The 26189-nt window shown below is 24.6% G+C and carries 26 protein-coding genes; 8 read left to right on the top strand and 18 right to left on the bottom strand.

Going from position 1 to position 26189, the window contains the following annotated elements; translation table 4 throughout:
- Nucleotides 1–152: 152 nt before the first annotated feature.
- The 9 genes from ACOBME_RS10655 to ACOBME_RS10615 all read right to left on the bottom strand — a co-directional run bounded on the left by ACOBME_RS10655 (nucleotide 153) and on the right by ACOBME_RS10615 (nucleotide 6156).
- A complete protein-coding gene (locus ACOBME_RS10655; RefSeq protein WP_338963574.1) occupies nucleotides 153–593 on the bottom strand; it encodes a DUF3627 domain-containing protein in 441 nt (146 codons plus the stop codon).
- A 209-nt stretch (nucleotides 594–802) separates the two neighbouring features.
- Nucleotides 803–1054: a hypothetical protein gene (locus ACOBME_RS10650; protein ID WP_419335237.1), complete on the bottom strand. Its 252-nt coding sequence runs from the start codon at nucleotides 1052–1054 to the stop codon at nucleotides 803–805.
- 26 nt (nucleotides 1055–1080) lie between these two features.
- A complete protein-coding gene (locus tag ACOBME_RS10645) occupies nucleotides 1081–1203 on the bottom strand; it encodes a hypothetical protein (protein ID WP_419335236.1) in 123 nt (40 codons plus the stop codon).
- 291 nt (nucleotides 1204–1494) lie between these two features.
- A complete protein-coding gene (locus ACOBME_RS10640) occupies nucleotides 1495–2196 on the bottom strand; it encodes a hypothetical protein (RefSeq protein ID WP_338966338.1) in 702 nt (233 codons plus the stop codon).
- A 36-nt stretch (nucleotides 2197–2232) separates the two neighbouring features.
- Entirely contained in the window at nucleotides 2233–2745 is a 513-nt protein-coding gene (locus ACOBME_RS10635; protein WP_338966335.1) for a hypothetical protein, read from the bottom strand.
- Nucleotide 2746: 1 nt separating this feature from the next.
- Complete coding sequence (locus ACOBME_RS10630; protein WP_419335234.1) at nucleotides 2747–4891, bottom strand: hypothetical protein; 2145 nt, start codon at nucleotides 4889–4891, stop codon at nucleotides 2747–2749.
- A gap of 29 nt (nucleotides 4892–4920) precedes the next feature.
- The gene (locus tag ACOBME_RS10625; RefSeq protein WP_338966330.1) at nucleotides 4921–5277 is read right to left on the bottom strand and encodes a hypothetical protein; all 357 of its coding nucleotides are present in this window, start codon (nucleotides 5275–5277) and stop codon (nucleotides 4921–4923) included.
- Nucleotides 5235–5438 carry a lipoprotein gene (locus ACOBME_RS10620; RefSeq protein WP_338966327.1) on the bottom strand — a complete coding sequence of 68 codons (204 nt, stop codon included), beginning with the start codon at nucleotides 5436–5438 and terminating at the stop codon, nucleotides 5235–5237. Before ACOBME_RS10620 ends, ACOBME_RS10625 begins: the two co-directional genes overlap by 43 nt.
- Before the next feature lie 16 nt (nucleotides 5439–5454).
- Nucleotides 5455–6156: a hypothetical protein gene (locus ACOBME_RS10615; protein ID WP_419335232.1), complete on the bottom strand. Its 702-nt coding sequence runs from the start codon at nucleotides 6154–6156 to the stop codon at nucleotides 5455–5457.
- A gap of 333 nt (nucleotides 6157–6489) precedes the next feature.
- Between ACOBME_RS10615 and ACOBME_RS10610 the strand changes: the two genes are divergently transcribed.
- From ACOBME_RS10610 to ACOBME_RS10600, 3 genes are all read left to right on the top strand, one after another.
- Nucleotides 6490–7452: an IS1/IS1595 family N-terminal zinc-binding domain-containing protein gene (locus tag ACOBME_RS10610; protein ID WP_338963247.1), complete on the top strand. Its 963-nt coding sequence runs from the start codon at nucleotides 6490–6492 to the stop codon at nucleotides 7450–7452.
- Nucleotides 7453–7786: 334 nt separating this feature from the next.
- The gene (locus ACOBME_RS10605; RefSeq protein WP_338965659.1) at nucleotides 7787–8185 is read left to right on the top strand and encodes a hypothetical protein; all 399 of its coding nucleotides are present in this window, start codon (nucleotides 7787–7789) and stop codon (nucleotides 8183–8185) included.
- Entirely contained in the window at nucleotides 8178–9203 is a 1026-nt protein-coding gene (locus ACOBME_RS10600) for a PBSX family phage terminase large subunit (protein ID WP_338966316.1), read from the top strand. The genes ACOBME_RS10605 and ACOBME_RS10600 overlap by 8 nt, the downstream gene beginning before the upstream one ends.
- Before the next feature lie 320 nt (nucleotides 9204–9523).
- Here the strand turns inward: ACOBME_RS10600 and ACOBME_RS10595 are convergent, their stop codons facing one another.
- Both ACOBME_RS10595 and ACOBME_RS10590 read right to left on the bottom strand, forming a co-directional pair.
- Nucleotides 9524–10486, bottom strand: a complete 963-nt coding sequence (locus tag ACOBME_RS10595) for an IS1/IS1595 family N-terminal zinc-binding domain-containing protein (protein ID WP_338963247.1) — start codon at nucleotides 10484–10486, stop codon at nucleotides 9524–9526.
- Nucleotides 10487–10680: 194 nt separating this feature from the next.
- The gene (locus ACOBME_RS10590) at nucleotides 10681–12003 is read right to left on the bottom strand and encodes an Mbov_0401 family ICE element transposase-like protein (protein ID WP_419335230.1); all 1323 of its coding nucleotides are present in this window, start codon (nucleotides 12001–12003) and stop codon (nucleotides 10681–10683) included.
- A gap of 91 nt (nucleotides 12004–12094) precedes the next feature.
- Here ACOBME_RS10590 and ACOBME_RS10585 point away from each other — a divergent pair, with 91 nt between their 5' ends.
- From ACOBME_RS10585 to ACOBME_RS10570, 4 genes are all read left to right on the top strand, one after another.
- On the top strand, nucleotides 12095–12649 hold the full coding sequence (locus ACOBME_RS10585) for a hypothetical protein (RefSeq protein ID WP_419335229.1): 555 nt from the start codon (nucleotides 12095–12097) through the stop codon (nucleotides 12647–12649).
- A gap of 51 nt (nucleotides 12650–12700) precedes the next feature.
- Nucleotides 12701–13831, top strand: a complete 1131-nt coding sequence (locus tag ACOBME_RS10580; protein WP_419335227.1) for a hypothetical protein — start codon at nucleotides 12701–12703, stop codon at nucleotides 13829–13831.
- A 393-nt stretch (nucleotides 13832–14224) separates the two neighbouring features.
- Nucleotides 14225–15793 carry a hypothetical protein gene (locus ACOBME_RS10575; protein WP_419335225.1) on the top strand — a complete coding sequence of 523 codons (1569 nt, stop codon included), beginning with the start codon at nucleotides 14225–14227 and terminating at the stop codon, nucleotides 15791–15793.
- A 22-nt stretch (nucleotides 15794–15815) separates the two neighbouring features.
- Entirely contained in the window at nucleotides 15816–16298 is a 483-nt protein-coding gene (locus ACOBME_RS10570; protein ID WP_419335224.1) for a lipoprotein, read from the top strand.
- A gap of 14 nt (nucleotides 16299–16312) precedes the next feature.
- Here ACOBME_RS10570 and ACOBME_RS10565 read toward each other — a convergent pair whose 3' ends face one another.
- The 7 genes from ACOBME_RS10565 to ACOBME_RS10535 all read right to left on the bottom strand — a co-directional run bounded on the left by ACOBME_RS10565 (nucleotide 16313) and on the right by ACOBME_RS10535 (nucleotide 24781).
- On the bottom strand, nucleotides 16313–18730 hold the full coding sequence (locus ACOBME_RS10565; protein WP_419335222.1) for a hypothetical protein: 2418 nt from the start codon (nucleotides 18728–18730) through the stop codon (nucleotides 16313–16315).
- The gene (locus ACOBME_RS10560) at nucleotides 18730–19983 is read right to left on the bottom strand and encodes a hypothetical protein (RefSeq protein ID WP_338966244.1); all 1254 of its coding nucleotides are present in this window, start codon (nucleotides 19981–19983) and stop codon (nucleotides 18730–18732) included. The genes ACOBME_RS10565 and ACOBME_RS10560 overlap by 1 nt, the downstream gene beginning before the upstream one ends.
- Nucleotides 19984–19996: 13 nt before the next feature.
- Nucleotides 19997–20266, bottom strand: a complete 270-nt coding sequence (locus ACOBME_RS10555) for a hypothetical protein (protein ID WP_338966242.1) — start codon at nucleotides 20264–20266, stop codon at nucleotides 19997–19999.
- A gap of 15 nt (nucleotides 20267–20281) precedes the next feature.
- Entirely contained in the window at nucleotides 20282–21436 is a 1155-nt protein-coding gene (locus tag ACOBME_RS10550) for a hypothetical protein (protein ID WP_419335220.1), read from the bottom strand.
- A gap of 12 nt (nucleotides 21437–21448) precedes the next feature.
- Nucleotides 21449–23044: a hypothetical protein gene (locus ACOBME_RS10545; protein WP_419335218.1), complete on the bottom strand. Its 1596-nt coding sequence runs from the start codon at nucleotides 23042–23044 to the stop codon at nucleotides 21449–21451.
- A gap of 34 nt (nucleotides 23045–23078) precedes the next feature.
- Nucleotides 23079–23936, bottom strand: a complete 858-nt coding sequence (locus tag ACOBME_RS10540) for a hypothetical protein (RefSeq protein ID WP_419335216.1) — start codon at nucleotides 23934–23936, stop codon at nucleotides 23079–23081.
- A gap of 386 nt (nucleotides 23937–24322) precedes the next feature.
- Nucleotides 24323–24781: a hypothetical protein gene (locus tag ACOBME_RS10535; RefSeq protein WP_338966233.1), complete on the bottom strand. Its 459-nt coding sequence runs from the start codon at nucleotides 24779–24781 to the stop codon at nucleotides 24323–24325.
- 441 nt (nucleotides 24782–25222) lie between these two features.
- On the opposite strand from ACOBME_RS10535, the gene ACOBME_RS10530 reads away from it, so the two are divergent.
- Entirely contained in the window at nucleotides 25223–26185 is a 963-nt protein-coding gene (locus tag ACOBME_RS10530) for an IS1/IS1595 family N-terminal zinc-binding domain-containing protein (protein WP_338963247.1), read from the top strand.
- Nucleotides 26186–26189 lie beyond the last annotated feature (4 nt).

Below are 26189 nucleotides of genomic sequence, written 5' to 3'. Positions count from 1 at the left end.
TTTTAAAAACTCCACATTTTTTGAATAAGTTTAAAAAACATCCCAAAAAATAAAACGATAAATAATACAAACGATATAACATATAAAAATTCAGGGGCATTTGAACCAAAAATATAACTAACAAATTGAACTCAATAGTCATATAAACTCATTTAATTTAAACTTTCTAAATCATTAATTAATTCTTGCTCTTTTTCAACACTTCAATTTGTTAAATTATTATTGTTATTATTTACTTTTACTTTTTTAGGTTCATTTGAAAATAATGCTTTGTGCATACGATTAAAATAATTTTGTTTATATTGATTATACAAATTAATTAATTCTGTTCCAGTTAAATACTTTCAAATATGACGTTTTAAATTTTCATCATATTTTACAATAGGATAAGAATTATCATAAATCAAACCAATTGCTACTTGTTCTGAATGTTTTTCACTCGGATAAATAAATTTATTACTTAATCAAAAACCAATATGGCGATTATGATTAGGTAAATTTATAAATGAAGCTTTATCAGTCTGAAAAACTATGAATTCTTTACGAATAAAATAATTCTCTATATTTTGATTTTTCTTAACAAAATTACTCAATTTTATCAACTCCTTAATAAACATTTTTTTTAATTAACAATGTTATAAATAATGTTAAAATATTGTTTATCTATTGTTTAATAAACATTGTTAAATATAAAAATAATAAAAATTGGCACACTGAAAAATACTATTAAGTTTTAAAATAATAGTTATACAAAATAAATTAATAAAAAATAAATAAACTAGTGTGCCTTAGTTTCTTATTACTAAAATCCTTTGACCATAACACGGAAAAAGTTTAATATTTTAACAATAACAAAAATACCAAATGGAATTAAAATAATTCACGCATCACCTAAAAAAGTCATTAATTGTGGTAATACATCATAAATTGCTTCTTTAACTTTCATCATCGCTTGCCCTAAACCACTTCAAATAGAACCCATTCCATCTGAAATAGTAGGTGGCGTATCTGCTGCTAAAAAATTAATTGCTGTTGTTAAATACATCCCTAACATTATTTTTTATCCTCCTTGTTTTCAATTTATTTTTTATCTTTTTTCTTACCTCGAATTTGGCGAATTTTCTGATAAATTGATAAACCAATTCACGCAAAAATACCTAATATAATAACAACACTAAATATTGTCGTTAATCAAACTGGCATAATATATCTCCTTTCAATAAATTAAAAAATTGAAATTTGCAAACTCGCTCCGCTCGTTGTCGCTTTGCTCCACTTAAAAAACATTATTGAATAAATTATCCGCTAATAAATTACGCGGAATAATTTATTCTTTTACTTTTTAATTTCAATATCTTTTACAATCTTATTGACAGTATTAATAACAATATCTTTACCATACTTTTTCACTAATGACCGCAAAATTAAATATTGCTTTGTTTGCATAATTTCAACCTCCTATAATTAACTTAAAAAAGTTAACTAAATTAATAGTTAACTTTTTATGATTTGGCATTTACAATTTACAACCAAATAAGTTAACCGCGACTCTAAGATAAAATGGATATAACGTTTTACTAAATTAATTGCCTGTGTTTTAAGAGTTGGATCAACAGCATTATTAAAAATAAAACGATTATATAATTGCCCTAATAATGATTTTTGAAATGAATAGGCATTAAAATTAAACCGATATAACTGTGAAAATTCTCCTGTTAAAACATTATTATCAGTAATATTAATTGCATTATAATCTAATAAAACATTTTCAAATGGTACTCAACGCCCACTCTTGGCAATTTGTAAGCGGTTTCCTTCAATTTTAAACTGATATTTTTCTCCTTTTAAGCCAGTTCCTAAATCAAACGGTTTTAAAAAATCATTTGAACCACCAATGGTCAAGGTTCCATAATTCTTTTCAAAAAAACCAGTTCCAATTCCAGCATAATCAACATCAAAAGCAAACCATGGCGTAATTGTTTGTTGATTATTTGCTTCATAATTAGTTGAAATATAATTATAATTAATATTTAATGTTCCATACCCCATTGTTTTGTTTGCTTTTTGTAAGCGGTCAAAAGAAGTTCAACAAACAGTGGAAAAAAGTGCAGTTAAAACAATTAAAATCACAAAAATAAAAACTTGTGTCTTATTTTTAAAAGTATTTAAAATTCCTTGTTTTAACAATAATCACATTTTTCTGACCTCTTTCGTTAAAAATAATAATGCTTTTTAATTTTCCTTAGTAGTTAAATATTGATAAGTTTTAGAAAAACGAAAAATAATTGTAAAAAAAATTTTATTCCGATAAATTAAAACATGTTTGTTTACAATAATTTTTTTATTTTTAGTTTGATCAAAATAACTACCAAAAAAATAAAGACGGTCATTTTTTCAAAAGATTGTAAAGTAGATTGAACAACTACTTAAATAAACAATTCATAATATTGCTAAAATCAAAGTACTTATTCCAAAATAAGCGATATTTAATAATGTTGATTCATTAGAAATATCACTATTACCAAAAATAATTGGCTGAAAAATTGCTAAGAGGGATAAAATTACTAAAATCAATAATATTAATGTTGTTCCAACATTAACTCCAAAAAAGATTCATGAAATTACTCGCTCTTTACGAAGAAAACTTTGAAAATAACCATAAATTAAATATATCATTCCAATAAATCAAATTGCAACCGATAAATAAATAAAAATTTCAAGAATAACTAAATAAAACGGAACCATCTTAACCCCATAAATATGTCGTTACAACTTTATTAATAATGTTTTCAAATGTTTTAACAACCATTACTTCATCAATATTATTCCGTGTTAAAAAACGATACAAGAATGAATTTGAAATTTTAATATCACTTTCTGCTGTTAACCCATTGTAATTAAAATCAAACTTAGTACGACTCGTTGGTTTACTTAATTTAACATTACTATTAACATATGACATCATTGTTGTATAATTTAATAATAAGTTTAGTTTTTTTAAGTACATAATTTTATTATTCATATTAATTCCATAAGCAATTGCATCTAATCGTGTTGAGGGATTAAAAGCAGCTTTATTATTATTATTGTTTGGATCAGGATTAGCAATCGAAGGATAAGCAAACATTGTATCACCAGCAATATAAATTAAACCAGTATGTTCATCATAATCAGCTGATCAGTATGCTGTTTTTGTTCATCCATTTAAAAGATAACGCATATAATGTGGGGCATTTTCTTTTAATAAAGCTAATTGAATGTAAGAACTTACTCCTGGTTCAGAACGAATTAAATTAAAGGTATTATCAGCATCTAATGAATACTGGCCAGTAATATATCCTTTTTCATTACGTTGTTTTACTAAGTTCATAAACTTAATATTTTGTTCATTATAAATATCTAAAAAATAAATATGTAAAATATCAACTTCATATGTTGCTGGGTCTTTATAATCAATGTCACGTTCTCAATCACAAGCCGCTAACTTAATATATTTTCGGTTAGGATCATATTTTTGAATTAATGCTAAATATTTTCCAATTGCTGAACAAGGTAATTCATCAATATAAAGATATGGTGTAACAGTTTGCGTTCATTTCTGTTTACCTGTTTTAATATGGTTTAACAATTGTTGTAAAAACCATTCATTATTTCTAACCCCATCTTCAACATACATGTTCATACTAATTTGCATATAGTCTTGTTTATCTTCATCTCAAACATTATTAGTTTTATAAGTTTTATTTCAAGCTGCTTGTCATCCACTTAGAAGTGCTTTTGTATAACCTACTTCGGCCATTTTGTTCATATAATGATCTCATGCTTTTCAATCTTCATCGGCGATGTACAACCCCTTTTGCTGATTATAACGTCATAGCAAAAAGGTCTGAACTTTATTTCCATCTAATCAATTATTATGTCATTCGGTATTTTTTCGCTCATTTAGTGAAATTGAACTTTGAAAATAATCCATCCCCAACACATTATGTAAATATTTGTGCTCTGGTTCTCAATAATGTTCTCAATTATAATCAATGTATTCAATATTATCATATTTGTTTTTAATACTATTTGGAACTTGATAATTGTTATAGTAAGCAGCACTTCAACCAAAAAAGGAATAAATATTAAAATCAGATTTCTTTTGCTCTGCTGGTAATAGTAAATCATTAACTTTAACTTGAATTTCATTTTCACTTAAAATAACATTAGTTTGTTTTGTGCCGGGAACATCCCCCGTTAACTGAACCTTAACCGGATAATTTCCTGGATTAGCCACAATTTTATCTTTGAAACTCATAATTTTAATTCATAAAACATAGACTTTATTTTTATAAGCAGTTTTTTCAACTGAATTTGTAGTAATTGCATCAGGAACTAATAATTTTTCATTAATTCCGTATGGATTTGGGATTTTTTGATTTGTTAACGAATATGATGCATAAATAAAACGATTAAAACCAATCTGGACGGTCAGATTATTTTTTTCTAATGCACCAGCATTAGTAACGGTTGCTGTTAAATTAGTAATATCATAGTTATTTGTTTTTACAATTAATTGTGTATTAATAAAGTCTTGTTTTCATAATTGTAAATTAACATTCGGATTAATACAATTATTATAGTTTTCTAAATTACCATAAAATTGTGCATCTTTTAAATCGTTGCTTACCTCATTTGGTTGGTACAAAGCATAATTATCATGTTGGCTCCCAAAAAAGGTATGAGCATAAGGTGTTTTATCTTTGCTTTGGATTTGTGTTGTTGGTTCACAACCATCCAATCATACACTTCGCATAAAACTATCTTTTTTCGCAAATAAAACAATTGTCACTACAGCAGTAAAAATCGTTAAGACTAAAATTAATGACATTGAAATTTTTTTAAACATTTATAAAACCCTTTCATATTTTTGATCAATTAATATAAGAAATAAATTTGTTTTCAAGCTCCACTTTGCGTCGAACTGATTCCATTCGTAACTTCACCTGAACGAACATAACTATCAATTTTAGTAATAATTCACATTGGTTGTTCTAAATTACCAACATTAGTTCATTCAATATGATATTTATGACTAACTGGTTTTAAATTATCTGATAATCCTAACCCGCTATAGGCGATGTTTTCTTGTTTATTATCAATACTATAAAACTGTTTTGGATTGTAATGATCATCATAAAATTGATCATTAACATTAATTTGATTAGTACGACTTTCAGTATATAGCTTTGTTACTGAACTATCACCCACACCATTGTTTGTGGTGCTATTCATTCTAAATTGTTTCTTATTTCTTGGTTAGTAGTATTTATTTTATGTTTTTCTTTTTGTTCTTTTAATTCATCCTCGCTATATTGTTTATTACAAGCAACTAAACTGGTTGTACTTGTTCCAATTAAGGTTATTGTTGATAAAAGACTTAATATTTTTTTCATTTATTTTAAATCTTAACTATTTTTCAATATCTAAAAAAACAGTTGCTTCACCAGTATAAATTGTTGAGTCACTTGAAAATACTGTAATCCTTTTTTCATTATTATTGTATAAATCATCAATAATATTTTTAATTCCTATCTTAGTTATATCTAATTGAGGATTTTTATCTTTTAAAAAATCTTTAATTTGTTGTTCGGTTAGTAATCCTTTTTCATTATTAATTTTAACTGTTCCTAAAATAGGATTTGAAATAATTTTAGATAATTCATTTATTTTATTTAAATTGTTATTTTCTAAATCTATAATTTTTATTCTATAAACATGAATAGTGTTATTTAAATCTTTTCAATTAAACCTAACAAAATTATCAGTACTACTAAAATCAATAACTGATATTGGTTTAAAGCTTAGTAATTTGATCGATATAGCATTATTATTATTATTATTATTTACAAAGTAAATATTTTTATCATTTATATAATATTTATTATTTCTATTATCAAAACCCAAAAATCTAATATAACTTTCATTAACTCCATATATTTTTTCAATAATTGATTTACGTTTACCATTTTCTATAATTCAATAGAAAACACTAACACCACTATCAGTTTCTGTATTATGTTCTTGTTTTTGATAAGGGCTAGCGGCAATTGTGGTTGGTATAGTAGTTCCACTAATTGTTAATACACTTAATAAACTAAGTAACTTTTTCATACTTGTTTTTCTCCTTTTCTTAATCTTGAAACTTTTCATCAAGATCTACCTGCATTATATATATATATATATATATATATATATATATATAAGCAAAATTATTAATTATTCGTATTATGTAAATCTAAGCTCCAAATTTATCTCTTGTTATTTTAATAATAACAATTTTTAAAAGAAGTGCAACTATTTTTTTAAAAAAATAAATTATTTTTAAATTTACCCTATTTTTGGCATATTTAAACACACTGAAAAACTTTAATTTTGTCGAAAACTCTTGATATTTATAAAATATACCTAAAATTAGGTATATTTTTAATATATAGAGGTAAATAAATGATGAAAAAAATAATTACAGAATTAATAAATAGCTTAACAGATGATCAATTTTTAGAATTTTATGAAAAAATAAAACAACAAGCAGACTTAATTAAAAAACAAAAACGTTTAAATGAAATTGATCAAAAATTTAGAGATAAAGGCATTATATGTCCTAATTGCAAATCTTTTCATTGTGTTAAAAATGGTCATAATTCCGAAGGAAAACAAAAATATTTATGTAAAAAATGTCGTGCTAGTTTTGATGCATTTCGTCATCATTTTACTTATTGAAGTCATTTAAATTATGAACAGTGAAATTTATTAATTCAAATTTCATTGTTAGGACAATCTAGTAAAATAATTTCTCGTTTTATTAAAACAACCCCAAAAACCGCTTGATATAATCGACAAAAATTAATGCAATCAAAACAATTAGAAAATACACAGTTAAAATTTAAAAAATTAAATGGTCAAATCCAAATGGATGAAACATTTATTAAAGAAATTCATAAAGGCAATTTTAAAGATAAATTTGATAAACGAAAAACTCATCTCGATCCATTTTCAACTGATACCAAATGCTGTATTCAAATGGCGGTTGATAGCAATAATAATATTTTTGTTCAATCCACCAATACCAAAAGATTACAAAAACAATGGATTATTGAAAATATGAATAAGCAACTAATTAAAGAAAAATCAATAATTATTTCTGATATGCAACCACTATATTTATTAGTAGCAAAACAAACAAATTCTACTCTATATTCCACCAAAACTAGTACAAACCCTGATACTAGTTATCAAAAGTTAAATAAGATTAGTAAATTACAATCCAGTCTTAAAGAAGCCTTAATTCATTATCATGGTTTGGGTTTCACTAATATTCAAAATTATTTAAAGCTCTGAAAATGAAAATACCAACACAAAGGTTTAACACCAAACCAACAATCAACGGTATTATATTTTAACGTTTAAAAAATTTAAAGCAAAATCATAATCTTACACAAAATTAGTTTTCAAATTGTCATATTGATGATTTTTTTTATTTCATCAAGAGTTTTCGACAAAATTAAAGAAATTATTGACAAATATATTATTAATTATATAATTATATTGTAACAAGCTCCAATTTATCTCTATATGCTTGTATACTAAAATAAAAAGTAAAGTAATTTACTTTTTTTTATTTTGATGTAAAATATAAATAATAAAAAGAACCGCGATGGTTCTTTCATAGTTTTTATTTACTCTTTTATTTAATCATATTCATTAAATAATAGCAATTTTAATATGCAAAAAGGAGTAAAAAATGAAAGAATTTAATCCAAATAAAGCAAGTTTGGCAACTTTTTATCGTAAAATAGAGCAATTTTGAGAAAATAAATCACCCAATAAACCATATACTTTGAATGATTTAACCAATGAATTCAATCTTTCTAACAGATGAAAGCACGAAACTTACAAGAGCGAAAAGATAGTTCCTTTACTTGAAAAACAAGTTGATAGAATTGAAAGTGAAATAATTAACTTTATGATGAAATCACATGATGGTGCTAAATTATATTGACAACGAGCATTTAATTATAAATATTCACTGCAAGAAAAACAGTTAGAACAAGAATTAAACTTAAATAATCAACAACCAATAATTGTTAATTTACAAACGGATATTAGAGATATTAAAAAAGAAAGTGATAATAATGCTTAATCATTTTACTTATTTGTTAGAAACTCCTTATTGATTATTACAAAATAGTAGTATTGGTAATAAATATCCCTTTGCTAAAAAATATGAATTAGTTAATGAAATTAATCAAATTGGAACACGATATAGTGGTAAGACTATTTCAAATATTAAAATGTTTTGTGAATTATTAAAAATTAGTTTATTAATTAAAGAACCAATTTGTATCATTGCTAGTATGTATTGAAGTAAGGATTTAAAAGATAGTGTATTTCAAAATATCTGAAATATGTTAGATGAAAATCATATTCCTTATACTATTAACTTATCAAATTTTACTTTTACTTTATCAAATGGTAGCAAAATATATTGTAAAGGTTTACATTCACCAAGCCGGAAAGAAAAATTAAAAGCTTTTGCTGATTTGAATAAATATAAATTAGTAATTGATTGAAGAGAAGAATGTGACCAATTTCAACAAAAAGATTTAAGTGATTTAGAATTTGCTATTCGTGGGTATCAAAATAAAATAACAATTAATACATGTAACCCTGAAAGTTTAAAAAGATATATTGTTGGTTATTGTAATGAATTAATGCCTTTTAATGAAGAAATAATGCGTAGTAAATATGAACAAATTAATTATATCGAAAAATGAAATATGAAAATTATTATTCATTATTCTAGTTGAAGACTTAATTATGAATTACCACAAAATAAAGTTAATGAACAATTAAGATTAGAACAATTAGATATTGAAAGAGCAAGAGTATGGAGTTGAGGATTGCCTGGTAATACTAGTGGTTCAATTTTTGCAAGATATATTGATATTATGCAAGCAACAGATATTATTCAACCAACTAAATTATTAGGTGGTGTTGACTTAGCAAACTCTACTAGCCCCAAAGGGCATACAACAGCAGCGAGTTTTTGAATATATAATTCATTTGATAAAAAAGCCTATAAAGTAGCAGAATATGCACACTCAAATGCTACGCAACAATTTAAAGGACCATTAGAACAAGTTAAAGATATTTTATAGTTTTACAACAATCAATTAAACCAATACTTTAATTTAATACAACAAGGAATATCAATTAATGTTGATGATAGTGCTTATGCAACATTAGAAAGTTTAAACCGAGAGAAATATAATTATACTGGTAGTATACATTATTTTGAGGTTTTTAATAAAATTAAGTAATTAGAAACAAATTAAGTTTCGCTTATAATTAAATGATAACAAAATTTATAAAAAATTCCTTTAATTTTGTCGAAAACTCTTGATGAAATAAAAAAAATCATCAATATGACAATTTGAAAACTAATTTTGTGTAAGATTATGATTTTGCTTTAAATTTTTTAAACGTTAAAATATAATACCGTTGATTGTTGGTTTGGTGTTAAACCTTTGTGTTGGTATTTTCATTTTCAGAGCTTTAAATAATTTTGAATATTAGTGAAACCCAAACCATGATAATGAATTAAGGCTTCTTTAAGACTGGATTGTAATTTACTAATCTTATTTAACTTTTGATAACTAGTATCAGGGTTTGTACTAGTTTTGGTGGAATATAGAGTAGAATTTGTTTGTTTTGCTACTAATAAATATAGTGGTTGCATATCAGAAATAATTATTGATTTTTCTTTAATTAGTTGCTTATTCATATTTTCAATAATCCATTGTTTTTGTAATCTTTTGGTATTGGTGGATTGAACAAAAATATTATTATTGCTATCAACTGCCATTTGAATACAGCATTTGGTATCAGTTGAAAATGGATCGAGATGAGTTTTTCGTTTATCAAATTTATCTTTAAAATTGCCTTTATGAATTTCTTTAATAAATGTTTCATCCATTTGGATTTGACCATTTAATTTTTTAAATTTTAACTGTGTATTTTCTAATTGTTTTGATTGCATTAATTTTTGTCGATTATATCAAGCGGTTTTTGGGGTTGTTTTAATAAAACGAGAAATTATTTTACTAGATTGTCCTAACAATGAAATTTGAATTAATAAATTTCACTGTTCATAATTTAAATGACTTCAATAAGTAAAATGATGACGAAATGCATCAAAACTAGCACGACATTTTTTACATAAATATTTTTGTTTTCCTTCGGAATTATGACCATTTTTAACACAATGAAAAGATTTGCAATTAGGACATATAATGCCTTTATCTCTAAATTTTTGATCAATTTCATTTAAACGTTTTTGTTTTTTAATTAAGTCTGCTTGTTGTTTTATTTTTTCATAAAATTCTAAAAATTGATCATCTGTTAAGCTATTTATTAATTCTGTAATTATTTTTTTCATCATTTATTTACCTCTATATATTAAAAATATACCTAATTTTAGGTATATTTTATAAATATCAAGAGTTTTCGACAAAATTAAAGAAAAATTCAACTTTTTAAAAACATAATTTTTATTTGAATAAATAATTTATGAATTTTGACACACTAAAAAATACTTTTTAAAGTTATTACTAATTTTAAAAGGTTTTTTATTTTTTATAAAGATAAAAATTGCTTTTTAGATTGATTTAAATTAAATATATTAAATTCAATTTTTTCTTTATTTTTATTAGTTTTATTAATTTTTTCTTCATTTGTTTTACTATTAAGTCTTAACATTGAAGCAATTAACATATTGATAAATGTTTCTTTACAATATATTTTAGCGCCACGTCCCTTAACTGCCTTAATGTAGTGTGATATATCACCTTCCATGTGACAACCAATATTATATTCTAATGCTTGATTTTCAATTCCTTCTTTATTATTTTTAATTAATTCAATAGTTTCTAATAAAAATTTCTTTTTATTATCAATAACATAGGGTAAATGACACATTAAAAAATCTAATAATTCTTCATAATTTCCAGTAAAAAAATATATTTTTGATAATTTATATTTTAATCTATGAATTCGGTTTTTCTTACGATTTGGGAATAATTCTTTAAATCTTTTTACTAAATGAAATTTATCTAAACTATATGATACAGTATTATTTTTATATTTTGATTTTACTGCTTTGTAAATTTTTTTAATTTGTTTTTCACCATCACTTAATATTAATATTTTAGTATCTTCATTAATATCATAAGTATCCATTGATTTAAAAATTTTATCAATAAAATTATCAATATTAGATTTATCATTTTTATTCTTATCATTTTTATTCATCATTTGAAAAACGCCTTTTTTCTTTTTCATTTTTATTCTGGTTTTTGTTGACTTTTCTTCATCAACACCAACATGCATAGTAGCAAGAAATATTTTATTTTCAACTCTTTTTTTATTTTCTCTCATAGGTTCAAAAGCACCATCAATTTGAATATATAAAACATTATTTGGGATTTTAATTTTATTGTTATTTTTATTACTAATGTAATCGGTTTCTTCTAAATCGGCATTTTTAAAAATATTAGATATTGTTCTTTCACTAATGTTAGCATTTTCTGTTGTATGCAAAATATCTTTATATCTTTTCCCATCGCCCATAAAAGACATATATTTATCTTTTAAATTTTTTTCAATTCTTTCGTATTTTTTTAACCCTAATTCTTCATCTAAAGGATAACGATTTATATATTTTTTATTTTCTTCATCATATTTAACATATCTTCGTCTTTTTACAGTGTTATCCCCATATTCTGTTTTAAATGTTTTTGGTATTTTTGATACAACCTTATATCCTTGTAATATTTTTCCTTGTTGATATAATTTAAATATCTCATTATCTCTTTCAATTAAGAAATTATTAATTTCATTTTTTGTTTGTATTTTTTTATTTTCTTTATAATTTCCTAATAAATTTTGTTTTAATTCCATTTTATAATTTCCTTTCGTAATTAAACAATTTTTTAAATTATTATATTTAATACTTCAAATAATTTTATCAAAAAAAGGAGGCTAATTAAAAATGCAAGATTTTACCAAAATTAATAACAAAAAACGAATTACTAGTTATGAACATTTAAATAAAAAATATGATTTGAATTTTAGTGACTATAATTTTGGTTTTGATTGAGAAGTATTTAAAGACTTTGTTGGTGATAGTTATGCCCGATATTTTACTTCGCCAACTTTTTTTAAGTTTGTTTCAGCAGGGCGTGGTACTAATAAAACATGAAATCATTTAGCCGAAAAATTATTTTTTGCTTGTAACTTTACGGATGCTTCATCTAATATTTTACGAAGATATGCCAACACCCACGAAGATACTACATTTGGCGATACAATTAATGTCTGTAATTATCTATATGATAAATATGGGATTGATATAGGACCCGACAATGAAAATGGTATTGTTTGACCTAAAAATGTTAAAGAAGGTGGAGAGATTGTTTTTCCTAGTGGTGTTCGTATTGCTTTTGCGGGTTATGCTAATGGTAATAAAATTATGGGGAAAGTTGGTAAAGGAAGCGGTATTATATCAGCCTGAACAGATGAAATGATACATTCTGAAGAAAAATAAATCTTAACTGATAAAGAACTAGATAAAAGATATAATAATTTAAGAGTTTCAATGTTTCGTTCAAAAAGTTTAAAAGTATCTTATGAAAAATATACTGATGATGATGTTAATGAACAATATAATTTAGATAATCCTATTCCAGTAAAAGAATTATCTTGGACATTTCAAGAATGAGACAACATAGCAAAACAATACATAACAGTAACAACATATTTTCATAAAACATATTCTAATCAATTTACTTTTAACCCTTTTGATAAATACCATGTCTTTTATGAAAAATTTGTAACGCCATTTTTACCTTTAAATGAAAGAATTAAAAACATTTTAAAAGAACACAATCAAATATATTCAGAAAATAAACAAGTATTTAAAGGTTTGGGTGTTTTTAATTTGCGTTTAACTATGGGTGCTGTTTTAAATAAAATACCTGATATTACCAAAAAACTTGTTTTAGCAAATAAAGAAGAACGACCCGATTTATTTAAACTTGAATATTACGGTTTTGAATATAACGATAATGACCCCAGCATTTATGTTTTACGAAATTATCGTAAATATATTAAAGAGTATAATCTACAAGATTTTTATAATACCAATACAAAACAATATCAATTTGATAGTTATTCAATTGGTGTCGATTATGCTAATGGTAGTGAAGACCATACAGTATTTTTATTTAGTGGCTATAAAATTAATGAAAATAATGAATATGATAAATATTTAATTGAAGAAAATGTTGTTACACCAAAAAATGCGATGAATTTAAATGAAATAGTTGAACATTATGGACAATGAATAATCAATACTTTTGATAAATTTGATGGTTTTGAATATGCAACATTTCATTATGATATTAATGCCCATGACTTTATGCAAAAATTACAAGAAGATATTTATCCTTATTTGGGTTATAAAATTAAAATGTTTAAAGCTAAAAAACATCAAACTTCATTGAATAAAGAAGCAGGTATAATTAATCGTGTAACATGAATAAGAAAAATGTTTGTTCAAGGCAAAATATATGGCATATTAGATAACTTTCCATTTTTAGATAAATGCATTAGTGAACTAAGATTTAGTGACACCAAAACAAACACACACGATAGTAAAATGTACCATGACCCATATGACGCTTTGTTTTATTGTTCTTATCCATATCGTTTTAAAATGGGATTATAACTAATCTTGTTTTTGGGCGAGCGGTTGATTTTCTTAAATTTTTGTGATAAAATGACTTACAAGTTAAAAAAGATTTTGAGGTTCTTTCAAACAAATTTGGGAATCTTTATAAAATTCTTCGCTTAACGCTTAGAATTTTTCCCAAGTATTTTGAAAAGCGCGGCAAAAGTTTTTTTAAACTTTAAGGCATTTTTCACAAACTTATGAAAATCACCGCGAGCCCAGATTAGTACTAAAAACTAAAATATAATCACAATAATAATCATTATAAATAATCTCCTTTCTAAAATAGATTTAAAAATGCTTGACTTGCATATATATATATATATATATATATAATGTCAATAGATCTTGATAAAAAGTTTCAAGATAAAAGAAAGGAAATTATACAAAATGAAAAAATTACTTAGTTTATTAAGTGTATTAACAATTAGTGGAACTGCTGTACCAACAACAATTGCCGCTAGTCCTTATCAAAAAGAAGAAATATTAAATAGAGTTAAAAGAAGTTTAAATAATATTAATATTTCCAATGTTCCAGCTATTAGACAAACGCAACCATATTGATGTGGTCCAACTATTGGCGAAGCAATATTAAGATATTTAGGATTAAGGTCAGTTCATAGTCAATATTATACTCACCCTGATTTTCCAAATTTAGATCAAACACATGAACAATTTCAAGGTAGCTTATCTAGTTGAATGAATACTGACTTTTTTGGAGGAACATCACCTCAAAATTGAACAAATGGAATAAATCAACTTATTAATATATATAATTTAAATAATGGTAGATTATATTCAACAACAGGAATAGGATATTTTGATTATCATACTAGTAATGCGTTTTATAATATTGTTTCTTATAGTTTAGAAAATAATACTCCTGTTGCCTTTGCTTATCATGGCTCTAATAATATTAATGAATCTGATCACAGTCATTTTATTTTAATTACTGGTGTACGAAATGGACCTACTAATCCTATTTATACATATATGAATCCAGGAACAGGACAATATAGTGAATTTAATTCTAGTAATTTAGTAACATACTTAACTCCGGGATTTAGAACAATAAACCCTGATAATCAAACTACTCCGAGAGGATATTTAATATCTTATACAGGAGGAAATCAAAGTTGAAATTATGAACAAATGGATGTGGGGGCTGTAAAAAAAGATTTGCGTAATGTAATTAAAAATGCAGATTTAGGTTCATTAAATAATAATCAAGATAGTACTATTCTTAATGCTGTTAAAAGACTTAATGTAAGCTTAGATACAAGTGATATTAGTGTTAGTAGAATTACAGATACGTCAGCTGATATAAATGGTTTTACTAGCTATAGCGATAGTTATAATTCAAATAAATATAAAGATTATAAAAGGGTTTATTTTACAGTTAGACAACCAATAAGTAACGTTATTACAAATACACAATTAGGAAGTTTAGATGACAATAATTTACAAACTATTTTAAGTAGTGTTAAAAGACTTAATGTAAGCTTAGATACAAGTGATATTAGTGTTAGTAGAATTACAGATACGTCAGCTGATATAAATGGTTTTACTAGCTATAGCGATAGTTATAATTCAAATAAATATAAAGATTATAAAAGGGTTTATTTTACAGTTAGACAACCAATAAGTAACGTTATTACAAATACACAATTAGGAAGTTTAGATGACAATAATTTACAAACTATTTTAAGTAGTGTTAAAAGACTTAATGTAAGCTTAGATACAAGTGATATTAGTGTTAGTAGAATTACAGATACGTCAGCTGATATAAATGGTTTTACTAGCTATAGCGATAGTTATAATTCAAATAAATATAAAGATTATAAAAGGGTTTATTTTACAGTAGAAGAACCATGTAGTTTTAAAAAATATGTTGCTAATCATATTACTTGAAAAAATTTAATTCCAGGATATGGATTTTATAATATGTTTAAATGTTAATAAATTTATAAATTAAATAAAAATGAAAAAAATATTATGCATTTTAAGTTCAATCACTTTAATAGAAACAAGTACAACAAGTTTAGTTGCTTGTAACACATCACAATATACTTATACTGAAAAAGAATTAGCAGATTTAAAAGAAAAAAATAATATAAATACAAAAGATGGTGTTTTAGAATGAATAGCAGCGCAAGAAAAACCATTTATTATTGTTGATAATAAATATTATTTTGTTGTATGACGAGGTAATGAAAATAATGATTGACGCATTGTTAAATTTAAACATTTTGAACAAAAAGAAAAAATTTTAGATAAGTATGATAAATATGAACTTAAAACATCACATTTTGGTGGTGATTTATTTATTTATAAAAATGGGTTTGTAAGTTATGATTGAAATAAAGATAATGGAACTTATTTTAAATCAGTTTATCGTTGAAATAGTGACAATGAACCAAATACAGATGTCAAAAATCAATTAAAAAGTTATTTAGATTTATAAATCTAAATAACTTTTTATACTTCTAATGCAATTAAAGATAATTTTTCATTTTTCTTGTGAAAAAGTTGTAAATTATTAATATTAATTTGTTCTTTTACAGGTGGATAAGAAAATATCACACTATTTGATTGTTTTAAAAAATTAACAACTGCAATATTTGAATATGATTTTTTATTTTCAAAACCATTTTTTCAAAGATATCAGGTATCAAATTCTATTAATTGCAAGTATGTATTTCTATCTTTTCCGCTGACTTTAGTTCCGATCGGAGTATTTTGAATTAGTTCTAAGTTTATATCTTTTCCTTTAATAATTTTTTCATTTGGTTTTTCAATAAAAATTCTGATATCATAGTTTCCATAATTTCATATTCCAGATATTTCAATTTGATTTAAATTAAATAATTTTTCATGCTTTTGAAAAGTTATTTCAATACTATCTTCAACCAAATCTTTGGTCATACTTGTTCAAACTGCCTTAGAATAAAGTAATCTATATCATTGCGAAAAATAGTTTAAATAGTCTTCTATTTTGTTATTAGAAATAATTAAATTAGTTAAATACTTATCATATTCTCCATCTGATAATTTAATTTCTGCTGGAATAAGAGAAGGGATATTGTTTGTTTCTAATTCATTTGTTATTGGTAATCAATTAAAATAATTGGCTTCTAATTGATAAATAGGATTTTCGGAGATATCTTTGTTTTTAACAGCTACTTTAATCTTATCATCATTGTTGCTGATATTATTTTTATTTTTTAAATTTCAGTCTGTAATTTGTCCTGTTTTTAAATTAATAATTGGTAAATTGGGCTCATTGTCACTATTTCAACGATAAACTGATTTAAAATAAGTTCCATTATCTTTATTTCAATCATAACTTACAAACCCATTTTTATAAATAAATAAATCACCACCAAAATGTGATGTTTTAAGTTTATATTTATCATACTTATCTAAAATTTTTTCTTTTTGTTCAAAATGTTTAAATTTAACAATGCGTCAATCATTATTTTCATTACCTCGTCATACAACAAAATAATATTTATTATCAACAATAATAAATGGTCTATCATTTGCATAAACTTCCATTCAGTAATTAATTGGTTCTGGAGGAACAGGACCACTACTATTAAAATTAAAATATAATGAATTTAATCCAACTTTACAATTTTCAAATACTCAATATCCTGTTTCTTGTTCTCTTGGATTAGAAACTAATTCAAAATAATAGGGAGCAAATAACTTAACATCATCATTATAACCTTTATTAATACTGTATTTGCTATATGTATAATTTGATAACATATAGATAATTTGTTTAAATCTTTTGACAATATCATCATTAATAAGAATTGGATTATCTAATTTTCAGTTTTCAAATAAACCATCAATGACATCTTCGGGTTTTTGTCCTTCGAATTTTTGGCGTAATTCAGCAGATTTATTGCTAGGATTACCTTTTTCGTCATATTTTGCCCCTTGAAATTTTCTATCATAATTATAACGATATGTTAAATAATTTAATAAAACTTTTTCTAAACCATTTTTATTTACTAAATCTAAAATATCTTTTCCTTGATATTTTTTGGCAATACTTCAGGGTAAAAAACTTCCTGTAAATCAATATTGAAATACTCTTAAATTAGGTTCTGTTTCTATTGGCATTGATAGTAAAGGAACTAAACTAGCATTTTCAACGATTGATGCTGGATAAGAATAAACACCATTTATATTGCCTCAACACTTAATATTGCCAAATAACATAGATTTTGGATATTTAATTTCAATCCCAGTAAATATTGTATCTTCGGGTAATGATTTTTGTAATACTAAATGAATACTATTTTGATTTTTTCATTTAAAGTCAGTTATTTTAACTAAATGCGTAGATTTAATAATATTAACACCATCAGGTGAATAAGGGCGTTTATATTCTTCAATGATATAACATTCATTTTTGTTGTCTTCACTAATTGGTTCATTAATAGATACTATTTTTAAGTCGTATGATTCTAAAAATACTTTGTCTTGTTTTGAAATATCATTAATTAAAATATCTTTTTCATCAATCATTACATAACTTGTACTATTATCTTGTACTGTGGTGTTTTGTTGAATTTGTAATTTAAAATTAAAGTCACTAATTTCATAACCAGTTATTTTAATATATTCATCTTTGTCAATAAAACCTATTTTAACGCTATTTTGAGAATAGTTTAAGGTTGGTTTTTGTTTTGTCTTAACAAGATTATTAATTTTATAAATATATAAGGTTCTAGCGCGGTCTTCTGTAAATAATTGTTCTAAATCGGGATCGCTATATTGTGATTGATTAGCAAAATCTAACGGAATACTATCAATTGAATAATCAATTGGTTCATCATTTTCCGCTAATTGTGCTAACATTTTTTCTGATGGTTTTAACATTATTCTTGTTCTCCTTCTTCATTAGTTATATTGATAATAGTTTCGTTATTTTTTAGTTGTCTGTTTAAAGTAGCATTTACTGGTAATCGAACATTAACAATTAACTCATCAATATTTTTAATATTAAATGTTCTACTGTTTAAAATCACATTATCATATTTAATTAACTTAATAATAAATTCAGTTAATTTAATTTCTCTAATGTATATCATTTGTTCATAAGAGGCGTTTGTTTGAATATTTACACCAGCAACTTCCGCTTGGGTTTGTTGAGCCCCCTTAGCAATCGCGGGAACATGATGGCGATTTATTTTATAATAATTAGTTAATAATCAATCATATATTTTGGTTAATTGTTCACCTTTAAAATTACCAGCGATATAGTCTACTGGTTGAAAATTACTATCAGGGTCTCCTTCAACTAATAACAAGTCATTTTCAACAAATGAAGCCAACATTTTACTAATTTCTTGGTCAACCACACCAGTAACCCCATTAGTATTAATAGTAAATTTACCACTATTTAATAATGGGTCTAACATTATTTTTTCAGCAATAATGTCTAAAATACTAGCAAATTGTTTACCATAACGAGCAGAAGGTTCAAAATTAGCGTTATTAGGAATAATTTCAATTGGTATAAAATCAATTGGTAATATTTCTTCTCTTTGCAAAGCTGTATAATTATTTCATTTAGCATCATCAATATATAAGTCGGTAATAGTACTGTATAATCGTGTTTTTAACTTTCTAATAACTTTTACTTGTTTAGTTACATAATCAATTTCTAATTTTTCAGTAATAAAAACACTCTGGTCATTTTTAATATAAGGGTCATAATCAAAAGTACAAGATACTAAATTACCCAATTCATCATATTGGTCATTGTAAAAATTAATAGTAATAAAATTAAGTTTTGAATTATTGGCAAAAATAAAATAGGCACCTTTACCATATTTATTGATTTTATATTCGTTATATCAATTTTTATTAGTAAAGTCCTGCATTTTTAAAAAGTTATTAATTAATTTAGTATCTAATTGTTGATTAATAATTGGATTATAAATGCTAATTTCTAAATTTCGTGGATTTAAAAAATTAGCATTATCTTCACAAATTCTTTTTTCTAAAATCTCATTATGTTTTTGCACAGTAACATTTTTACGATTAGTAATCGTTGATGCTAAATTAAGATAATAACTATCAATATCATAGCTTTTCTTTAATTTCTTTTTGGCAGGTAACAACCCCATTTATAACACCTCTTTATTTTGTTTCTTCTTTTTTAATAACATCTTCAATGCTATCTTGTCTTTGTTGTTTGTTATGAGTTTTGATAAATCTAATAGTTTCAATAATTAAAATAACAACTCCAAAACCATTAAGCATTGCACCAATAATTACATATGCAGGTCAACCAATTCCTAATTTAGTTGGTCCTATAAAACAAATAATGATTCCTGCTATAAAAAACAATGATGAAACTCCAAAGATTTTCAAAAACATAATTAAATCTTTAATAGTTACTTTTGGCATAAAAACATCTCCTTTCTAATTTACCTTTTTTCTTTCAACATGTAATGACATTAATTTATTATTTTCAGAACTTATTGCGCCATTTTTATTAAGTTTTATACCATTAAGGCCAGCAAATAAAATAAATTCATAATTATTTTTATATGTTTCAAACATAATATTAATAGTATCTCCGTCATTTTCATAAGTACCAATTCATAATTTGTATTTATATTTTGTAGAATCATAATTTCTAATTTGATATTTTTTGTCAGAAAAAGATACAAAATCACTTATATCAACTAATTCTCAATCATTACCATTATTAATAGATATATCACCATTACCTAATAATGAATTACCATTAATAGTTTTAATATTTGTACCACTTATTAATTTATCTTGTTTATTTATTAAAAAATTATCAATGGCATTTACATCATAATAATTACTTAATAAATCTTTTGCTGTTTTAACAATATATTTACCATTTTCTTTATCAATATAATCTTTATTTAAATCACTATCTTTAATAACATCAGTTGGGATATCGCCACCTTGTTTTGTTTTTCAAACATTATTTTCATAATAAATAGTATCATTATCAAATGGAACATTTATTTCATTATTGTTATTTTTTATAATACTTTTATTGTCAATCTTAGTTTTTTCTTTTTCTATTAAAGCATCAACTTCTAACTGCGTATAATATGCTTCTAAATCTATCATTGTTAAATCAATACCTTCTTCTTGAAAAGTTCGAAACATTTTCTTTAAAGTTGTTAGATTAGCCAGTGATTTTGCATAGGTAGGCAATAGACCTTGTCATGTTGCCATAGGGTCATTTTGTGAAGAATAATTAATATCACCAACACTCATATTTGCCGAAGTAAAAAACTCAATCGGAATACGGTTAAATGTTCAATGCTCAATAGTAATAAACACCATATTAATACAAATTTTCTTTAATAATGGGTCTTTAAATGTTTCAAATTTTAGTTTTGAAAATGGATAGTTTAAATATGAATTAATCATATTTTGGGCTCTTAAAGCAAATGTTTTAAATCATAATTCTACATCACCTTTAAAGAACTTATTATAACGAACTGGAACTTGTATAATTTTACCTGTCATTGGAATAAAATTATTATAATTTTCCAAAGTAACATTTTGTCATAATTCATTTAACATTTAATCATCTCCTTATCATTGTTTTCTTTTTGATTTAATCTTATTTAAGATAAACTTTTTACTACTTAATAGTGTTTTTGTTTTAATTGTTTTGTTTAAATCTTGTTTTGTTCTTAGTTGCTTGTATGTTTGAAATGCTACGCCACCGCCCAGTAAACTAGCAACAGCACTATCTTTTATCGTATTTAACAATTTATCTTTATTAAAGTTATTTTTAAATTGTTCTTGTAACTTTAATATCTTAGCAATTGTCCGATATATTTTAAAACTATCTTTTACTACTTGTTGATAAGCAACCGGTGCAAAAGAAACTAAATTAAACAAACTTGTTTTATTAAATCCCCAACCAATAAACCACTCACTGTTCATATAGAATTTAAACGGTTCAGGAGCTAAAACAAATTGTTTTGCTTTGATTAAAGTTGTCATAACGACAATAGGGGAATATTTAGGATTTTTATAATATATTGTTAAAGCAACTTCACCTGCAACTGATAAAGGAACAATTTTAACCGCTAAAAAAACATCAGAACCATAAGCAAAAGGTAATAATTGGCCTTTTTTAATAGCCTTAGTTTCAAATTTAGATAATATTTTTTTAGTTTGCTCAGTAATTTTACTAATTACTTTTTGTTTAATAGTAATTATTTGTTTTTCAATTGGGGCTAATAATTTTTTAGTTACTTTTTGAATATAAAAATTTGGGTTTAAATGATTCAAAATTTTATTTAATTTAATTGGTGTTTGGTGCAAGATATTTAATAATTTATTATTGTATACTTTGCTACCACGCATTAAATTAGCATTTAATAGTAGGTTTTTACCAACACCTTTTTTATGAAGATTAGTCATAATGTTATATCACTCATTAGTATTAATTTTGCTTATTTTATCAATATTTAATCCATATTCAGACAATCATTTATTAGCATTTTTTTCATTTACGCGTGGTATTTTTTGAACTAATTTAGGACTTATTTTTTGAATATTTTTCTCAATTTTTAATAAATTATTAATTATTTCTAAATTAGAAACTTTAAAACCCTTATAAAAATCATTTCGGACTAATTTTCCAATTGTATATAATAAATTTTCATTATTAGCCTGTTTTGTAAAATCAAATATTAATTTATCAGATAAAATCTTTTTACCCGTAACTTGTTTTACAATATCTTCTAAGTTATTAGCAGTTATTACACCTAATTTTTCAAGTAATTTAGTTTCTTTTGCTAATTTTAAAATTTTAGTTGTGCGAGCAGCACGCGTTAATTTACCAATTCCACCAATTGCTGGTAACAAATTTAAGGCAGTACTTTTTACTGTCACTTCTGATGTTAATTTATCGTATATTTGATTTACGGCAAAATCGGTTGCTGTTTCTACTCCAAACGAGATAAATGCTGCGGCAAAATTAGATAATCCCGCACCAAGCCCAATAGCAGATGCAACACCACCAGTCAAAACTGATAAACCAAGGGCTAAAACTTGAATTCCTAAAAATTCCAATAACTGTAACCCAAAACTTTTTTCTTTTTGTTGAATTGACAATCTAGTTGGATTTTTTTTAACAGCATAAATAAGAGCTGTTTTCCCTGTTCCAATTGGCATTTTTAAAACGAAAAAGTACTATTTTTTAGTACTATTAATAATTTTTAATTTTAACATCAATCGAATTTGTTTGACCAATAGCGTTGTTTTTACCTTCAATTTGAACTTCAACAATTTTATCATTTGTAATATTAATTGGTCAATCCTCACCTTTACTTTCAACAAAGTAATCAAAATCACTTTCAGTTAAAGAACTATCTACAGCTTTAACTGCTTTTAAAACAACATTTTTAAATTGTGGTTTTAATTGTTCAGCTGTTGCTTGTGTTGGTTCTGCAACATGAATAGTTGGTACATCTAATTTATTAATTTTACTAATATCAATTTTTGAAACAATATGTTTAATAATTCCCTTAGGTTCAACTACTGCTCCACCTAAATATAAAACTCTTTCCATAATCAAAGTATTACCCATTCCAGTACCTAACGCAGCAGCACCCACCCTTAATGGAGTATGGTCTTTTTTGCGTAAAATAAGAGGGTCATATTTTTTGCTAAATTTAAAGGCAATTGCATTAACACCTTCTGGTAATAAACTAATTGTTCCTTCTGAACCATCTTTATTAATAATTGGTAATTTTTTTGGAACCATATAATATGTTGTTCCTTCAACAGTTTTCATTGCTCCACTTGTTTCAATTACGCTATTTATTTGGTCGTTTGCTCCAAGTTGTAACTGTAATTTATTACGAATTCCACGAATAAAATCAGCCGAACCCAATACAACTGTTTCTGATGGGGTAAAGCCGTTTTCATATATTTTATCCATTATTTCATCGTGGATTTGTAAAGCATTTGTATCATCTGCTTTTTGTCCTTGAATAGTTGTAACTATTCCTTTATTAATAATTTCTAAAATTTTATTGCGTTTATAAGCAACTTCAGTATCCATTGCTTGCTCAATATCAGCAGCCCAAAGATTAGGATTAAAATCACTTTCTACAGGGTCTAATTTACGGGCAAAAGTTAAAATTGTATCTAATTCAACTGTTCCATCTTCAAACTTTACTTCAGTGTAGTTTAAAAGACTATCATCAGTATTAAATACTTTTCCATCTTTTCCTAGACCTTCATTATATTTAATATTTTTCTTTCTTTTATATGTTAAACCAAATTTATTTGCTTCTTTTCACGCAAATAAAGCTTATCAACTAAATTTTTGTTGATAAGTTTGCAAATATCATTGTTCAAATGTTTCTCGGTCTTGTTTTGTTGCTTGATTAGCAATATCTCCGAAAATTCTTTGTGGGTTTTGGGCCATAATTTACTTCCTTCTTTCTATTTATTAAATACATTATCTGTATCTAAAATATTGTTTTCTTTGTTTTCTACTTTTGGTACACCGCCGGTATTAACTGTTTGTACCTTAATTAATTCATCATAAACACTTTGTAAGTGTGTTTTAATGATTTCAATATCATCAGTAATATCATAAGACTTTAATAAAACATTCTTAAATTCTTCGTTATCAGTTAAAGAATTATTAAAATTATTAATTTCAATTTGTTTTAATTGAAGTGTTTGTTGTTCAACTTGTGAAGTTAATTCAGTATTTTTTGCTTGTAGTTCGTTGATTTGTTGATTACTATTTTCTAAATTACTTGCATTAAATTCTTCAACTTCAGCAGTATTTTCTAAAATAATTTCAGCAGTTTTAATATCTAAACTACCATCTTCACTTTTAATAGGTTCATTGTTTTCAGCAACAAGAACATATTTTACATTTTTTAATGCCATTTTTTCCTCCTATTTTTTAATATTTGTATTTATTCTTTTTCTAATAGCCTTTTTTATAATTTCAAAACTATCTACTCGAAAAGATAAAAAATATCGTTTAGTTTTTATATTTAACTGATTAAATACTGAGCCTTTAATTTTTATCTCATCATCTTTTTTTAATTTCAAAAAATCAGTTAAAATAGATTGGTTATATATTGATAATGTTGAGTAATTTAATCCGTCTCATTGACATTTAGCCGAACAAGCATCAACTTCAACACCACCAGCAACCAGTGCTTTAATTTTAGTTTTAATCGGGTTTTCATGTAGTCTAACATTTAATTCTAACTTATTAATTTTTTTATTTTTTATTTTAGGTCTTTAATTTTGTCGAAAACTCTTGATATTTATAAAATATACCTAAAATTAGGTATATTTTTAATATATAGAGGTAAATAAATGATGAAAAAAATAATTACAGAATTAATAAATAGCTTAACAGATGATCAATTTTTAGAATTTTATGAAAAAATAAAACAACAAGCAGACTTAATTAAAAAACAAAAACGTTTAAATGAAATTGATCAAAAATTTAGAGATAAAGGCATTATATGTCCTAATTGCAAATCTTTTCATTGTGTTAAAAATGGTCATAATTCCGAAGGAAAACAAAAATATTTATGTAAAAAATGTCGTGCTAGTTTTGATGCATTTCGTCATCATTTTACTTATTGAAGTCATTTAAATTATGAACAGTGAAATTTATTAATTCAAATTTCATTGTTAGGACAATCTAGTAAAATAATTTCTCGTTTTATTAAAACAACCCCAAAAACCGCTTGATATAATCGACAAAAATTAATGCAATCAAAACAATTAGAAAATACACAGTTAAAATTTAAAAAATTAAATGGTCAAATCCAAATGGATGAAACATTTATTAAAGAAATTCATAAAGGCAATTTTAAAGATAAATTTGATAAACGAAAAACTCATCTCGATCCATTTTCAACTGATACCAAATGCTGTATTCAAATGGCAGTTGATAGCAATAATAATATTTTTGTTCAATCCACCAATACCAAAAGATTACAAAAACAATGGATTATTGAAAATATGAATAAGCAACTAATTAAAGAAAAATCAATAATTATTTCTGATATGCAACCACTATATTTATTAGTAGCAAAACAAACAAATTCTACTCTATATTCCACCAAAACTAGTACAAACCCTGATACTAGTTATCAAAAGTTAAATAAGATTAGTAAATTACAATCCAGTCTTAAAGAAGCCTTAATTCATTATCATGGTTTGGGTTTCACTAATATTCAAAATTATTTAAAGCTCTGAAAATGAAAATACCAACACAAAGGTTTAACACCAAACCAACAATCAACGGTATTATATTTTAACGTTTAAAAAA

Origin of the sequence: Spiroplasma endosymbiont of Sarcophaga variegata (assembly GCF_965178695.1) — a bacterium.
Lineage (GTDB): Bacteria > Bacillota_I > Bacilli_A > Mycoplasmatales > Mycoplasmataceae > Spiroplasma > Spiroplasma poulsonii.
This window is presented reverse-complemented; position numbering and strand designations above follow the sequence as displayed.